Below are 15,140 nucleotides of genomic sequence, written 5' to 3'. Positions count from 1 at the left end.
TGGGGTAAAATACCGCCTTACAGTCTTTGAGATGATTATCCCGATTTTATATGCGTCTATTCCGAGAAAAAGAATGGTTATTTAGCCTACTGCTAATATCTCTAGTTCTATGGCTGATATTTTTAGGAAACTCCCCTTTACGAGATTGGGATGAAGGCACTGTGGCACAGGTTGCCCGTGAAATCTGGCGTGCCCCACTTGGTTCAATGCGTTGGCTTTACCCCACCTTGGGAGGTGAGCCTTATCATAATAAGCCACCCCTGATGCACTTACTAATTGCTTGGAGTTACTCCATCGGAGGCGTGAATGAGTGGACAACACGTCTACCGGGTGCACTATTAACTGCCTTGGGAGTGCCTTTGCTTTACTTGGTGGGATGTTTGCTTTTTAACCAAAGTTTACCAGCTTTGTTTGCCGCTTTAGTTTACCTGACGATGTTGCCTGTAGTGCGTCACGGAAGGCTAGCAATGCTAGATGGCGCAACTATTACCTTCTTCTTGTTGTTATTGTTTTGTTTGCTAAAAGCACGTCAAAATCGTCGGTATGCTCTCGGTGTGGGATTTTGTCTAGGGTTAATAACTCTCACTAAAGGGATGATGGTTTTGCCACTAGGAGCGATCGCTTGTTTATTCCTCATTGCAGATCGGCAGTTTGCTTTGTTAACCAGCCCCTATTTATTAGTAGGAATGTTTTTAGGAAATGCGCCAGCGATCGCTTGGTTTGCTGCTCAATGGCAATATTATGGGGGAAATTTCTTCCAAGTTAACTTTCAAGCACAAACTTTTGCTCGCCTTACACAATCTGTTGAAGGTCATAGCGGGCCTCCTTGGTATTATTTAATTGAGTTAATTAAATATAGTTTTCCTTGGCTATTATTTTTACCAGGAAGTTTCTATCTTGCTTGGAAAAAACGTCATACTACTTGGAGTCGCCTAATTATTATCGGCACAATTACTTATTTATTAACTATCTCTTTAATGAGAACTAAGCTCCCGTGGTATGTTATGCCTGTATATCCATTTTTAGCTTTGGCAATTGGTGCTAAACTTAGCGAAATTTGGCAGGATGACCATTTTAAGGGACGAAGTTTGACAATATTTCTGGCTATTATTTCTATTGCTGGTTTAGGAGGTTGTGTTTACTTTTTTATTGAAAAAGAACCTATTTTAATAGTCATGAGTATTGTTTTGGCAATAAGTATGGGCATCGCAGCATGGCTAGTTAAACAGCGCGATCGCAACTTTATTCCAGTGTTATTTTCTGGAATGTATTTAGTTTTAGCACTATTGATGAGTTCGCAATCATGGATTTGGGAATTAAATGAAGCTTTCCCAGTTAAACCAGTAGCAAACTTAATTCGAGCAAATGTTCCACCCGGAAAAGAAATTTACACTTCTTTTGCTTATAATCGTCCGAGCTTAAATTTTTATAGCGATCGCAAGGTAACTGCTGCGACTGTGCCAGTTTTACAACAAATGTTATCTAATAAATCTTATTTGCTATTAGACGATGCGGCTTTACAGCAAATCGATTTAACTGGGAGCAAGATCATAGGAACAGCTAAAGGATTTACACTAGTTTCACCATAAGTTAAACATCTGGATATCTTAGAAAGTAAAAGGCAAAGAGAAATAAAATTTCTCTACTACGAGCTTTCGTTTGTTATTTGAACAGTGGATTGACTAGATTGAGCTAAATAAATACCTACTAAAACTACGGCAAAAGTTACCCAGTCAAACAAACCTACCTGTTCTGAAAAGATGAACCAAGCAAAAATGGAAGACAAGACTGGATTGAGGAGAAGGGTAACGGCGACGACGCTTGACGAGATTCTGCTGAGACTATAAGTTATAAGCCCCTGACCCAACACTTGGCAGAAGAGAGCTTGAAAAATGATGAAAAACCACCCCATCCAAGAATAGGGAAACAATCTCTCTTCAATGAATGGGAGGATGGGCAAGAGAAACATTGTAGTCACACCACAACGCCAGAGCATTATGGTTGCGGTAGTAAATCGGGCTTGGAGTTGTTCTATCAGCAGCAAATAGGTGGCAATAAAAATTGCGGTTAGAAATGCTAGCGCATCACCAAGTATTTGGTCAGATGCAAATTGCATCTTATGAACTTCAAACGCGATCGCTCCACCCAAGGCTATGACCAAACCAATAATGAATCTGTTATCGAAGCGCCGACCGAATAACAGATACCCAGCCGCAGCAACAAATAAGGGGTTCAAATTAGACAGTAAAGCCACGTTAGCGACGCTAGTTTGACTCAGTGACCAAGCCCACAACAATAGGGAGGTTGTTGCAGCAGTTCCCATTGCTAATAACAGCCATAGGTCTTGTTTTGTAAAAGGCTTCTGTTCTATAGGTTGATGATCGGATTGTTTGCGACGCAAAGCCTCAAGTCCATTCCACAGCCCAAAGACAACTGCGGCGATCCAACTGCGATGAAACCCTACAGCATTTGCACCAATTTCTTGTTCACACAATTTTGCTAGAGATGGTGCCAAAGATATGGGAATCAAGGCAACAAATAATGAAATAGCCCCCAGTAAAGCTGGTGTTTCGGAGAATTGCTGCTTTATGAACAATAGTTTGCCCGTCATACTTTTAACGAAAGTGTTAACTATAGTTTTGACTGATTCCTGAGACGGCAAATTAACAGCAGCTTGGCTAGATATGGCTAAGTATAAACCCATTAAAACTAGAGCGAAACCTGCCCAATTTGAAAAAGTTAATGTTTCTGAAAATATTATCAGAGCGAAAATGCCGCTAAATACTGGCTCTAAAAGATGCACCAAGGAGACAACCACAGAGGAAAACTTGGCAAGGCTATAGGTTAAAAGCCCATGACCTAAAACTTGGCAGATCAGTGCTAGGGAAATGGCCCAAAGCCACCCACTGGCTGTAGAAGGGAAAATCCGATCGTGAGTGAATAAAAGTATGGGGAAGATGACTAAAGCAGCGATCGCACCGATCCACAACTGGATTGTTACCGGAGAAAATTTAGTTCGTAATTTTTCTACCAAGAGTAGGTATACACTCAAGAAAACCGCAGAAACGATCGCAGCAAAACCCCCTTGATCTTCATCTGTGGCGATTTGCAACTCATCAAATTCAATAGCGATCGCTCCCCCAAGGGCGATAACCATCCCAATCAGAAATTTGCTCTCAAAACCCTTACGATATAACAGCCATACCCCTAAGCTAGTAAATATCGGGGCAAGATTATGCAACACACTAGAAATTGCAACGCTAGTTTCAGTCAGCGACCAAGCCAACAAGACTAAAGTGCCAGCCCAAAAGATGCCGGCACTTCCCAATAGCCAAAGATCCTGCCTGGTGTAAGATTGCTGTTCTACAGGCTTGTCTAAGGAAAGTCGCTGACGTACCGCTTTGTATCCATTCCAGATGGAGAAAAATACACTAGCAAGCCACAAGCGATTAAATACAGTGGCGTTGGGGCTAAGTTGAGTTTCGCTCAATTTCACGAAAATAGAGCCAAAAGATATGGCAGCTACACCGAAAAATAATGCAGCTAGAGCTATTTTCCTCGGATTGGATACATTCATTAGGGAATTTAAATTCAACTTCTCACCAATAAAGAATCAAATCTCTAACCAACCCAATGTTCTTGAGCAAATCCTACAGCTATTTTGGCTAGTAGTGTCACAAAAACGCCCAAGATTAAATATCCCTGACGAGGATGGCGAGATAGCAGCACACCAATAGCTATATTCAAAGGCACAATACCATAAGCAAGACGGCTCAAGGAGATAGTACCTCCAGAGGCTAACAGCAAACCAATACCGCAAAAACCATAAATGACTGTAACTGTGGTAAGTTTCGTGCGTAAGCGCCACAACATATAGCCACCACCCAAAACCATGAACAAGTTGAGGAAGTTATTCATCCACTCTTCACTTGCCAGAATGAGCAAAAATAAGACTAAAGCATAAAAGCTATAGAATAATTTTAGAGAACTAAAATGTTGACGGAAACGCCAAAAAAGATAGCCACTGGTAACGATCGCGCCAAATAACAAAAGATACCAGGGGTCTTCAATGCCGCCAGATGGTTTTTGAACCCAGCCATATTGCCAATTATTTGTGCCGACTACAATTTGCATCAGCATATTTAACCAACCTTGCCAATCAAACCCCAAACTTGGTCGCCATCCCCGTTGTGCTTCGATAAATGCTAAAGGGCTACCAAAATAAATCGCACAATACAAACTGAATAGAAGTATGCCAATAGCGGTAGCAAAGCCAGCTACATAGGCAATGAGTGGTCGGCGTTCTTTCCACGCTGCGATCGCAAATGCTGGAATTAGTGCCATACCTGTAGGACGTGTTGCTGTCGCCATCGCCCCCCAAAGGGTAGTCCAAGCATACTGCTTTTGATCGAACGCCCGCAAAGCCGCCGTACTCAAAAATAAATACAGCCCCTCTGTGTAAATCACTCCCGTAAACATGGATGATGGATATAAAGAAACCACAGTAGTAGTCCACTGCGCTGCATCGATGCCATAATGCTCCTTAACCCAAAAGTACAAATAGTAAAGGGTTGCGAAAAATGCCAAGTTGTTGATTAACGTACCCGCTAATTCAAACGGTAAGCCCAGCTTCATCAAAACCCAGATGCTTAAGGGAAACAGGGGAAAGAAGGCAAGGTTATGTTGTTTGCCGTCGTTGACAAATTCATATCCAGAAGTAGCGATCGCTCGATAATGCATACTATCCCAAGCATCAAAAACCCCCCAGCCAAAACGAGGCAAGAACTCTTCTGCTGGTAAGGGGATTTTTGGCGCAACCAGCAACATAGCAGTCCAGATGAATATTCGACTGGCAAGCCATAAGGCTGCTGGAAATAGGAAATCATTATTCCATAAAACTTTTTTTATAACTATCTGAACTTTGACCATAGGGTTGAGTGCTTCAACAAATTCCTTTATGCATTCTTGTACCTATGGCTGTAACACAGCAATTTATGAGTAACATTTTGCATATTAAAGTTTCCACCAACATAATTAACAAACTGGATAAATTAGCAATTAATTGAAATTGTTTCTTATTTGGTTACTTTTGACAATTTTCTCTGAGTTTATCTCTTAAAATATAGTATTTATAAATACAATTTTTGTCTAGTTATCTGCAAATTGAGCAAATTTAGTACTTTATGTCTCAATACAGTTCAGATAAGACCAAAACACTTGTAGAGACGGCGATTTATCGCGTCTCAAAACCCACGATTTTGTACAAGTAGCCCTTAACCCAAGCGTATTGCTTGATGTCTAGCAGTCTATCGAGTTAAAATCAACCGATTGGGGTTGGCACAGCCAGGAAAAATGGATAAATTTCCCTTTGTATCCCCGATCTCCCCCTCACTGAGTCTCTACTCGTCCGCGTCAGTGTATCGATTATAGTGATTGCTGTTATGAAAGAGTCCCCAGCAATTTATAGTGGAAGTTGTCTGTAAATCCTTAAGCAATTGTGAAAGCGATTACTCTTGTTGGTTCCACTGGTTCTATCGGTACTCAGACTTTAGATATTGTCACTCAGTACCCAGATCAGTTTCGGATTGTGGGATTGGCAGCTGGGAGCAATGTAGAGATGTTAGCTGCTCAAATTCGGCAGTTTCGCCCGAAAATAGCGGCAATTTGCTCAGAAGATAAATTACCAGCGCTTAAAGAAGCTATCATTGACCTCGATCCTCAACCGATTCTACTGGCAGGTGAGGCCGGAGTGATAGAAGTTGCTCGCTACGGCGATGCTCAAACTGTTGTGACTGGGATCGTTGGTTGTGCTGGGTTACTACCCACGATCGCAGCTATTGAAGCTGGTAAAGATATCGCCTTAGCGAACAAAGAAACCCTGATTGCTGGGGCCCCTGTAGTTCTACCCCTAGTTGAAAAACACGGTGTAAAATTACTCCCAGCCGATTCCGAACATTCGGCAATTTTTCAATGTCTTCAAGGTGTGCCAAAGGCAGGCTTGCGGAAAATCTTGCTAACTGCATCTGGTGGGGCTTTCCGAGACTGGGATGTAGAGAAATTAGCAGATGTAACCGTTGCTGATGCCCTCAAACATCCTAATTGGTCGATGGGGCGAAAAATCACAGTAGACTCTGCTACTCTGATGAATAAAGGATTGGAAGTCATTGAGGCTCACTTCCTGTTTGGGTTGGATTATGACAATATCGAAATTGTCATTCATCCCCAAAGCATTATTCACTCACTGATCGAACTGCAAGATACTTCCGTTTTAGCCCAACTCGGTTGGCCAGATATGCGCTTACCTTTGCTGTATGCGCTATCTTGGCCCGATCGCATCTATACCGATTGGGAACGACTAGATTTAGTCAAGGCTGGAAACTTAACCTTCCGTGAACCAGATCACCAAAAGTATCCTTGTATGCAGTTGGCTTATGCTGTGGGTAAAGCTGGTGGTTCGATGCCAGCCGTGTTAAATGCTGCAAATGAGCAAGCTGTAGCTTTATTTTTAGATGAAAAAATTCGCTTTTTAGATATTCCCCGGTGTATCGAATGGGTGTGCGATCGCCATCAAAATGATAACCATGCAAATCCCTCTTTAGATGACATTTTGGCAGCAGATAAATGGGCAAGACAAGAAGTTTTAGCAGCGATTGAAAAGTTAGAAGCTCACCCTCGGATAATTTCTGTGCGATAAAAACCTTCACTCAGATACCAAAAAGGCAGATTTTCTGGTTCTTGACCAATTCCTATTTAGCCTTCAGCCTAATGCTGAAGGCTAACGGTCAAATATCCACTTCCCCAATATCGAAAATGCGTAACTGTAAGGCTTGTCGTCAGACATCGCACTTCTCCAAAATCACAAATGCGATCGCAAAGTCTTAAGGTATCGACCAATCCACAATTTTCAAACCAGGAACTTTTTCAAAATCTTTACGATTGCGCGTCACAACTGTAGCACTTACAGAAAGCGCAATTGCTGCTATTCTTAAATCTTGTGTACCAATACGAACTTTTGCTGCACGTAGTTTGTTATAAATATCAAATGCTGCTTCATCGAAATCAAGAATATTCCCTTGACATAACCGATTAAATGTTTCTTTCAATAAAGCGTAAGCTGTGACTAATTCTTGTTTTGATTTTGCTCGTTTGATAACATCTAAACGACCGTACATCTGCTCGACAATAGTTATTATTGTGACTGAAATTTCTGAAGGATTGACAGCAGCTACTTTGCTAATAACAACTGGATGTCCTCTTTGTAGTAGGGAAATATGGTCAGTATCAAGCACCCATAGTGTCATTTTATTTATACTGAAGCAAATATTATCCTACTCTTGTGGAAAATCATCTTCTATATCTCTATCTAATTCATGTCTATAGCTTTCAATAGCCTCGAGCATTTGTTGAAATTGTGGGTCATCTTTAAAAACTCCAGCCATTTCTAACCAAGGATTTTTCGGCTCAACAAATGGTAATTTAATAGGTAAAGAAACAATTTCTGCTCCTGCTAAATGGGTTTCTAGTCGTTGCTGAATTTGGCTTAGGGCTGTTTTGCGATCGCTTGCTTCTACTTGTAGTTCTGGTAAACCTGGAACGATCGCAATTATTCTCCCATCACTACCTTGTTTAACAATAACGTTTACTAATACTTCGCTATTGTCTTGGTTTTTAATTTGTGGTGTTACAGATGAGAAAGAATTCATAACGATTGTTTAAGTATATTTTCTTTAATTGTAAATGAAATAGCCCTGGTAAGTAACCACACAAAATTAATTACAGTCATTGCGAGCGAAGCGTTCGCGGAGCGTCTCGTAGAGATAGCAATTCGCTTGCGGCTGGGATTGCTTCATTTCGCTTCTCTACGAGACGCTAACGCGAACGCTACATTCGCAATGACATTGTGTAATTAATTATGTTTAACTACTTATAGCACTTATTCAACATCACAAATGCGAACTGACAAGTCAGCGCTTCGCTATCGCACTTTCTCTTCAACTCTAATACATCACTTCCGCCAGCTATGAGGTACATCCTAAAAGCTGAAAGCAATGATAAGAGAGGGGCAAGGAGAAAAATATATTGCATAATAGCCGGAAGCGCTGTAAATGCGTAGCCGTAAGGCATGTCTTCAGACATCGCACTCCTCTTTAAAAAAGTCTTTCCAATAATTCTGCCAAATTGCCAAATAAGTTGCCTCTCATCTGAATTATGGCCTCATTTTTAGATAATATAACATTGGCACAGTTCGACAAAAAACTTTGGCTTTAGTATCTATTTCAAATTAGGTCTAATAGCTTTAGCATTAGTAGTTTTTACTTCAGATAAAATTTACCCTTTCTGAATAAACCCCTTCTCAGATAAGGGCTATTGTTAGAGGAATTTATAGATTATGATTGCTACTTTGATTGTAGCTTGGATTGTTTTTGTAATATTGTGGAAGTTGTTGAAAGCAACTGTAAAAAATGCATTAACTATTGCTGCGATTCTTATTTTATTAAATATTAGTTTTGGCATTACTCCACAAGAGATTTGGCATCAGATAATGCACTTTGCTCAAAGTTTATCAAACATTCAAAGCGGCAAGTAAAAAATTAACATTTATCTGCCAGAGTGCTAAATAAAAAATTAAAATTAACTACACAAGTAATAAGGGCAATTCATGGAATTGCCTTTACTACTTGTAACCCTTGTTGGTCAATCACTATTTAATGCTGAAATTTTGGCTAATGCATCCTTAAAACTCGGCGGCAACTGACGCATAATCTTGCCTCTTTCACGATCTAAAGCGACTAAAGTCACCTTAGCAGTAACATACAATTGTTGTCCATCAGTTGAGACTACGGCATAATCCCAATTAATTCGAACACCAGTTACTTCAGCCATGCGCGTTTTTACCAGCACTGCCATACCCAATTGAATTGAACGGTGATAACGCAACGACAGTTCTACAACTGGTAAATCGCAACCTATAGCGGCTAAATCAGCAAAGTCAATCCCTATAGATCGTAAGCATTCCATTCGTGCTTCTTCCATCCAAGCTACATAAGAACCGTGCCAGACAACACCTGCATAATCAGTGTGGTGAGGTTGCACTCTCACGGGATATTCAAACCAATTTCCAAATTCATAGCTTGATGGATTATCGAGGGCGGTAGTGGGTGGTAATTCTGGTTGGCTGGGTTTTTCTTCTGACATTTTCATTTTTTTAAACACCTATAAATTTTCCAAATAATGGAATCGCATAAACATAAAAATTAATTGCGTTCCATGACTTATTGATTTAATATTTACACTCCGAGTCTAGGGAGTATTTTTGTTATGCAGCCTAATCTCCTATATGTTAATGTTATTACTTTAACTCTACTGAGTTTACTAGGTTTGGGGATGACGTACCCAGACAATAAGCAGGTAAGCTCAAATACAAGGTTGAGATACAACTCTGGAGAAAAAGCTCAAGCTTTACCCAAGAATAATCAGCTTTCAGAAATTGAAAGGCTTAATGAAGAAGCTATCAAAGAATCTCGGCAAGGTCAATCGAAAGAAGCGTTGCAGAGATTACAAACAGCATTAGCTATAGCCCTGGAAGTTGGAGAGCGCTCTTGGGAAGCCGTAACATTTAATAACATCGGCAGAATTTACCAAAGTCAAAGAAAGTATCCTGAAGCACTTCGATCCTATCAGCAAGCCCTATTAATTAATAGAGAACTTGGGGATTTGGTTCGACTTGGCAAAACTTACAGTAACATAGGTTACTTGTTTGATATCCAAAATCAACCAGAGTTAGCAATTTTTTTCTACAAGCATTGCTTGATTAATCGTGAAAAAGCTCGCTTGAATCCATCACTACTTAATGCGCCACAACCAGATGCTTACAGCATAACTGTTAGCCAGACATATCGCATTTTGGGCGAACGATTGCTCAAACAAGAACGCGTTGCTGAAGCACAAAGGACAATGGATTTACTCAAAGTTGAAGAACTAGAGGAATATCTTCAGGCTGTGCCAGGTAATCAACGTACTGCCAAAGGTATTAATATAGCGGCAACAGAAAAACCAATTAAACAAAAGTTGGATCAAACTGTGAATAGTGCTGTTGTGTTGGGTAAAGAACTGACAGCACTACGGAAAATTTCTCCCAAAGAGCGATCGCTCGAACAGAAACAACGCATTGAGCAATTAGTCTTAAACCAACAGCAACTTTTGGATAAATTTAACGAATTTATCAATAGTCCTTCAGTAAAAGCACAGGTAGAGCAAATTAGCCGGACAGCTAGACGACAAAATTTGGATTTGGAGAATCTCAACGAACTTCGGGATAATTTGGCAAGATTGCCTCAAAAGTCTGCAATCCTCTATCCATTGATTTTAAAAGATAGCTTGGAATTGGTCTTAGTCACTCCTGAATCTCCACCAATTCATCGCACAGTTGCTATAAAACGCGAAAACCTCTATCAAACAATTGATGCTTTTCGCCAAGCTTTAATTAATCCCAGCCGAAATATCAAAGCACCTGCACGCCAATTGTATGACTGGCTAATTCAACCCATAGAGAAAGACCTGAAGCTTTCAGGTACACAAACTCTAATTTACGCTCCAGATGACCAGTTACGCTATATTCCTTTGACTGCTTTATATGATGGCAAACAATGGCTAGTGCAGCGTTTGGGTGTCAATCATATTACCTCTGCCAGTCTGACTGACTTAAATACCCCACAACAATCTACTTTGCGGGTTTTAGCTGGTGCTTTTACTAAAGGAAATTATCAAATTAAAGTTGGAAATCGACAGGTTGCTTTTGCTGGTTTGCCCTTTGCAACGCAGGAAGTGGAAAATTTAGCCGCTACGGTTCCTGAGACTACGAAGCTTTTAGACGATGCTTTTAGCCCCAAAGTCGCTGTACCCCAAATGGATGATTATACAATTGTCCATTTAGCAACTCATGCAGCTTTTGTGGTGGGTAAACCAGAAGATTCGTTTATTTTATTTGGGAATGGCGATCGCGTTAACTTTAGAAATGTCGCTACTTGGTCACTTCCTAATGTAGATTTGGTAGTGTTGAGCGCCTGCGAAACCGGCTTGGGAGGCAAGCTAGGTAACGGTGAGGAAATTTTGGGCTTTGGCTATCAGATGCAACAAACCGGTGCTAAAGCTGCGATCGCCTCCCTGTGGTCTGTAGATGATGGTGGGACACAAGCACTTATGAGTGCTTTTTATGGTATACTTTCCACCGATAAGTTGACTAAAGCTGAAACCTTACGGCAAGCTCAAGTCTCATTAATTAATGGAAACTGGAAAGCAAGAAGTCACAATGCACCTGCGACGGCAGCTAGTAATTTTAGCCATCCGTACTACTGGGCATCCTTTATTTTGATTGGCAATGGACTTTAGGTGTTGATCGTTCCCTGGGGGACGCTACGCGAACGGGGACTTAATAATGAACTTTAACGAACAGAATTCAGGAGTCAGGAGCCAGAATTCAGAAGAAGGTTAAGCGAGTGGCGGATGAATAAATGGCGTTTTTGCTCCCCCACTAAATCCCCGATTTAGTGGTGCAAGAATCGAGTGGTGGGTCTGAATCCCCCACTCATTCATTCTGACTCCTGAATTCTGACTTCTGAATTCTTCTTCAATAAAGGGCACAGTAGGGGCAATTTATGAGTTACCCCTACTAGTTTGGTTAATTGTAGCTGGATTGGAGTCAAGTTTTACTAGTCAAGTAGCCACATCTCATTAGAACTATCAGGATAGTTATCTGATTGATTTTGTGGTTGATTTTGTGGTTGATTTTGAGCTAGTGTTTCCGATGATCGATGTGATTTTTTGTAGTTAAGTGGATTGTAGTGATCTTTTACTGGTTTTATTGCACTAGTTTCTTTGACAACAAGTTTTTTAGAATTATCTTCTGCTGTTTGTTTTAAAGCATTAATTTCTTCTATAAGCTGGGAATTTGCTTCAGCTAGTTGCAAAGCTGCTTTTTTGGTTTCTTCCAGTTCTTTGGCTACCTGTTGTGCTAATAATTTTTGTTCCGATGCTACTGTTTGTTGTTTAGATAATTTTGATTGCAAATCAGCAATTTCTTGCTCTAGAGATGATTCCTTTTTTTGGCTTTTTTCTAAATTAATTGCCAATTCTTTGACAGTTGCTTCTAAATCAGCTTTAGTAGGACTTGTGCGCCTAGTAGAATTCGGCTCAGGTATTTGTTCTGAGGATTCCTGATCGGATGAAGCTTGTTCTTCGGCAATTGCTTCTGCTGTAACTTCGATCGCAGATTCACCTTCTGGGGGTGTAAATTTTTGCGCCTCTTCTTGTAATAAATCAGAGAGACTTTGTTTCCTAGCCATTATTATTTTCTCCAATCACGCTGTAATTCATCAGCCGCACGACGGTAGTCTAACTCCGCCTCTCGTGCATTACTTCCTCGCCATTGAGCGATCGCTACACCCTCAAGTGCCGCTCGTTCATGAGCCTTATAAGCACGGATAAAGGTATTAAAAGCAGGAATACCTAATCTAGTGAGAGTGTTTTTTGCTTCTAGCGCTTCCCCAATACTGCGCGTATCGACTTTGGTAAGCAGTACCCGATGGGGGGTTCCCACGGGGATGACGGCTTCCTTAACTGTTTCCACGAGGATAGCTAAATCCATTGCGGATGGGGGCGTAGGCAAAACTAGATAATCTGCGATCGCAACTACCGCCACTAATGCTTCAGAGCGCAGCGCCGGAGGCGTATCCACCACTACTAAATCGTAACCTGTTATCTTTCCTAAATCACTTAAAAGTGTCGGATCTGTTTCTTGAGATAAATCAAATCCCATTCCTTGCTGACTGCGCCCAAACCACCAACTGGCAGAACCTTGAATATCTGCATCAATCAGCAACACCTTTTTTTTCTTCGCAAAGTTTGCAGCCAGATTGACTGCGGTAGTCGTTTTACCGACTCCTCCTTTACCGTTGAGAATAGCGATGATTTTTGGCACTGCTTGCTTCCGATGCTGCCTCTTGAGTGCTGAGTACTGAGTGCTAAGTGCTGAGTTAGGAGTAGAGAGGCGATTAATCGCGTCTGTACAAGAGTTATTATTATCCTCTTTTTCTTCTTTTTCAGTTCCCAGTCCCCAGTTCCCAGTTCCCAATGATGAATATACCGCTTTCTGTAACCCTAAATAACATGAAAACTCGTAACAATAAAATTCATAAGTCATTAATTCCAGAAAATTCCATGACAGCAACTTACAATCTGCCTGATGGGCCTCAAATGCCGCGCTGGTTGCGGATGATCAAGTTTATTACTCAGCCAGTGGAATATATAGATGATTTTGCCAAAATCTATGGTGACACTTTCACAATCAGAAGTACTCGTGGAGATAACCATGTTGTGTACTTTAGTCAACCTCAAGCCCTTGAGCAGATTTTTACTGCTGATTCGAGCCATTTTGAGGTTGGAAGAGGGAACATCGGACTAAAATTTTTGCTTGGCGATCGCTCTTTTATGTTAGCGGATAGCGATCGCCACCAGCGTCAGAGGCAACTTTTAGCTCCTCCTTTTCATGGCGAAAGAATGCGGGCTTATGGTGAGGATATCTGTAAAATAACCCGACAGGTGAGTAATGAATGGCAAATTGGCAAGCCTTTCAAGATTCGTGAGTCGATGCAAGAAATTACTTTGCGTGTTATCTTACGGGTTGTATTTGGAATGGAAGAAGGAGAGCTTTTTGAAGAACTGAGGCGATCGCTAAGTGAATTACTAGACTTCATCAGTTCACCGATAATGTCCAGCGCCTTCTTTTTCCAGTTCATGCAAAAAGATTTTGGTACGTGGAGTCCCTGGGGTAGGATTCTGCAACAACGAGAAAAAATTGATCAACTTATTTATACTCTGCTTCGAGAACGTCGGGCCCAACCAGATCCAAATCGTCAAGATATCCTGAGTTTGATGATGGCTGCTCGTTACGACGATGGTCAAGGCATGTCAGATCAAGAATTACACGACGAGTTAATGACACTCCTAGTAGCGGGACATGAAACTACCGCTTCTGCATTAACATGGGCTTTGTACTGGATTGACCATTTACCAGAGGTGCGGGAGAAGTTGCAACAGGAACTCAACACCATTGGAGTTAACCCCGATTTGAGTACTGTGGCTAAGTTGCCCTATTTGACAGCAGTTTGCCAAGAAACATTGCGAATTTACCCAATTGTCATGACTGCTTTCGTGCGGCTTGTGAAAACTCCACTTCAAGTTATGGGCTACGAACTGCCACAGGGAACGGCAATAGTCCCCAGTATTTATTTAGCCCATCATCGAGAAGAAGTTTACCCGCAATCCAGGCAATTCAAGCCAGAACGCTTTTTAGAAAGGCAATATTCTCCTTATGAATATTTACCCTTTGGTGGTGGTAATCGTCGCTGTATTGGGATGGCATTTGCCCAGTATGAAATGAAAATTGTTTTGGCAACTGTTCTGTCTGACTTTCAACTATCGTTGGTAAATAAGCGTCCTGTGCGTCCTGTGCGCCGTGGGTTAACTTTAGCCGCACCAGCCGGAATGCGGATGGTTGCTACACCTCAAGTTAAGCGTGCCAATACACCAGCCCTAGTCTAACTGATAACTAAAAATCTCTTATTTTTTCTCAGCAATCTCTGTGCCTCTGCGGTTCAAAAGTATTTTTTTAGCCACAGAGACACAGAAGACACAGAGTATAGAGCTTAAAGAGACTCCAAGTAAAAAAATGCTCAATTGTCATTGCGAGCGAAGCGAAGCAATCGCAAGGGCTAGGATTGCTTCGCTTCGCTCGCAATGACGGGTTTTGGATCATTTATTTTTTGGAACACTCAAAGAGGAATCTATTTACCAAAATCTTTACGCACCTTGAAAGGGCTACCTCTACATTACCTATTCTCTTGACTCCTACTTATAACAGATGTATAATCAATATCGCATTGAAGGGGAGTAGCTGCTGGCAAAAAAATAAAAGCCAGTACATCTGAATCAACATACTGGCGATGAGCCTGGTTCAGATGGCGAATAATCAATATTTGAAAGCGAGACCTTCACTAAGTTCACACCGAAAAGTGTAAACTTGGTGAGGTCTTTTGGTTCTCATCAAGCTTCACATCGGTAAAGGATTCTTCAGGAGCTTGAGA

Annotated in this window: 12 protein-coding genes; 5 read left to right on the top strand and 7 right to left on the bottom strand. The window is 41.1% G+C overall.

The annotated features are described in order from the left end of the window. The first annotated feature begins 50 nt into the window (after nucleotides 1–50). Nucleotides 51–1,589 (top strand): glycosyltransferase family 39 protein, encoded by a 1,539-nt coding sequence (locus VB732_RS05900; RefSeq protein WP_323229906.1) that lies wholly within the window; start codon nucleotides 51–53, stop codon nucleotides 1,587–1,589. A gap of 56 nt (nucleotides 1,590–1,645) precedes the next feature. Here the strand turns inward: VB732_RS05900 and VB732_RS05895 are convergent, their stop codons facing one another. Both VB732_RS05895 and VB732_RS05890 read right to left on the bottom strand, forming a co-directional pair. After that, nucleotides 1,646–3,577 (bottom strand): DMT family transporter, encoded by a 1,932-nt coding sequence (locus tag VB732_RS05895; protein ID WP_323229905.1) that lies wholly within the window; start codon nucleotides 3,575–3,577, stop codon nucleotides 1,646–1,648. 44 nt (nucleotides 3,578–3,621) lie between these two features. Further along, on the bottom strand, nucleotides 3,622–4,929 hold the full coding sequence (locus VB732_RS05890; protein WP_323229904.1) for a mannosyltransferase family protein: 1,308 nt from the start codon (nucleotides 4,927–4,929) through the stop codon (nucleotides 3,622–3,624). Between the two features lie 568 nt (nucleotides 4,930–5,497). Here VB732_RS05890 and dxr point away from each other — a divergent pair. Then, complete coding sequence (gene dxr / locus VB732_RS05885) at nucleotides 5,498–6,694, top strand: 1-deoxy-D-xylulose-5-phosphate reductoisomerase (RefSeq protein ID WP_323229903.1); 1,197 nt, start codon at nucleotides 5,498–5,500, stop codon at nucleotides 6,692–6,694. Nucleotides 6,695–6,878: 184 nt separating this feature from the next. Here the strand turns inward: dxr and VB732_RS05880 are convergent, their stop codons facing one another. Continuing rightward, nucleotides 6,879–7,301, bottom strand: coding sequence for a type II toxin-antitoxin system VapC family toxin (locus VB732_RS05880; RefSeq protein WP_323229902.1), 423 nt, complete (start codon nucleotides 7,299–7,301; stop codon nucleotides 6,879–6,881). Nucleotides 7,302–7,328: 27 nt separating this feature from the next. Further along, entirely contained in the window at nucleotides 7,329–7,703 is a 375-nt protein-coding gene (locus VB732_RS05875; protein ID WP_323229901.1) for a hypothetical protein, read from the bottom strand. A gap of 686 nt (nucleotides 7,704–8,389) precedes the next feature. On the opposite strand from VB732_RS05875, the gene VB732_RS05870 reads away from it, so the two are divergent. Next, the gene (locus tag VB732_RS05870; RefSeq protein ID WP_323229900.1) at nucleotides 8,390–8,587 is read left to right on the top strand and encodes a hypothetical protein; all 198 of its coding nucleotides are present in this window, start codon (nucleotides 8,390–8,392) and stop codon (nucleotides 8,585–8,587) included. 107 nt (nucleotides 8,588–8,694) lie between these two features. On the opposite strand, the gene VB732_RS05865 is transcribed toward VB732_RS05870, so the two are convergent. Continuing rightward, a complete protein-coding gene (locus VB732_RS05865; RefSeq protein WP_323229997.1) occupies nucleotides 8,695–9,195 on the bottom strand; it encodes a thioesterase family protein in 501 nt (166 codons plus the stop codon). A gap of 123 nt (nucleotides 9,196–9,318) precedes the next feature. On the opposite strand from VB732_RS05865, the gene VB732_RS05860 reads away from it, so the two are divergent. Continuing rightward, nucleotides 9,319–11,388 (top strand): CHAT domain-containing protein, encoded by a 2,070-nt coding sequence (locus tag VB732_RS05860; protein WP_323229899.1) that lies wholly within the window; start codon nucleotides 9,319–9,321, stop codon nucleotides 11,386–11,388. A 320-nt stretch (nucleotides 11,389–11,708) separates the two neighbouring features. Here VB732_RS05860 and VB732_RS05855 read toward each other — a convergent pair whose 3' ends face one another. Then, nucleotides 11,709–12,341, bottom strand: coding sequence for a hypothetical protein (locus tag VB732_RS05855; protein ID WP_323229898.1), 633 nt, complete (start codon nucleotides 12,339–12,341; stop codon nucleotides 11,709–11,711). Between the two features lie 2 nt (nucleotides 12,342–12,343). Beyond that, nucleotides 12,344–12,976: a ParA family protein gene (locus VB732_RS05850; protein ID WP_323229996.1), complete on the bottom strand. Its 633-nt coding sequence runs from the start codon at nucleotides 12,974–12,976 to the stop codon at nucleotides 12,344–12,346. A 239-nt stretch (nucleotides 12,977–13,215) separates the two neighbouring features. On the opposite strand from VB732_RS05850, the gene VB732_RS05845 reads away from it, so the two are divergent. Next, on the top strand, nucleotides 13,216–14,598 hold the full coding sequence (locus VB732_RS05845) for a cytochrome P450 (RefSeq protein ID WP_323229897.1): 1,383 nt from the start codon (nucleotides 13,216–13,218) through the stop codon (nucleotides 14,596–14,598). The last annotated feature ends 542 nt before the right edge of the window (nucleotides 14,599–15,140 follow it).

The sequence above is a fragment of the Nostoc sp. UHCC 0252 genome (assembly GCF_034931145.1).
GTDB lineage: Bacteria > Cyanobacteriota > Cyanobacteriia > Cyanobacteriales > Nostocaceae > Nostoc.
This window is presented reverse-complemented; position numbering and strand designations above follow the sequence as displayed.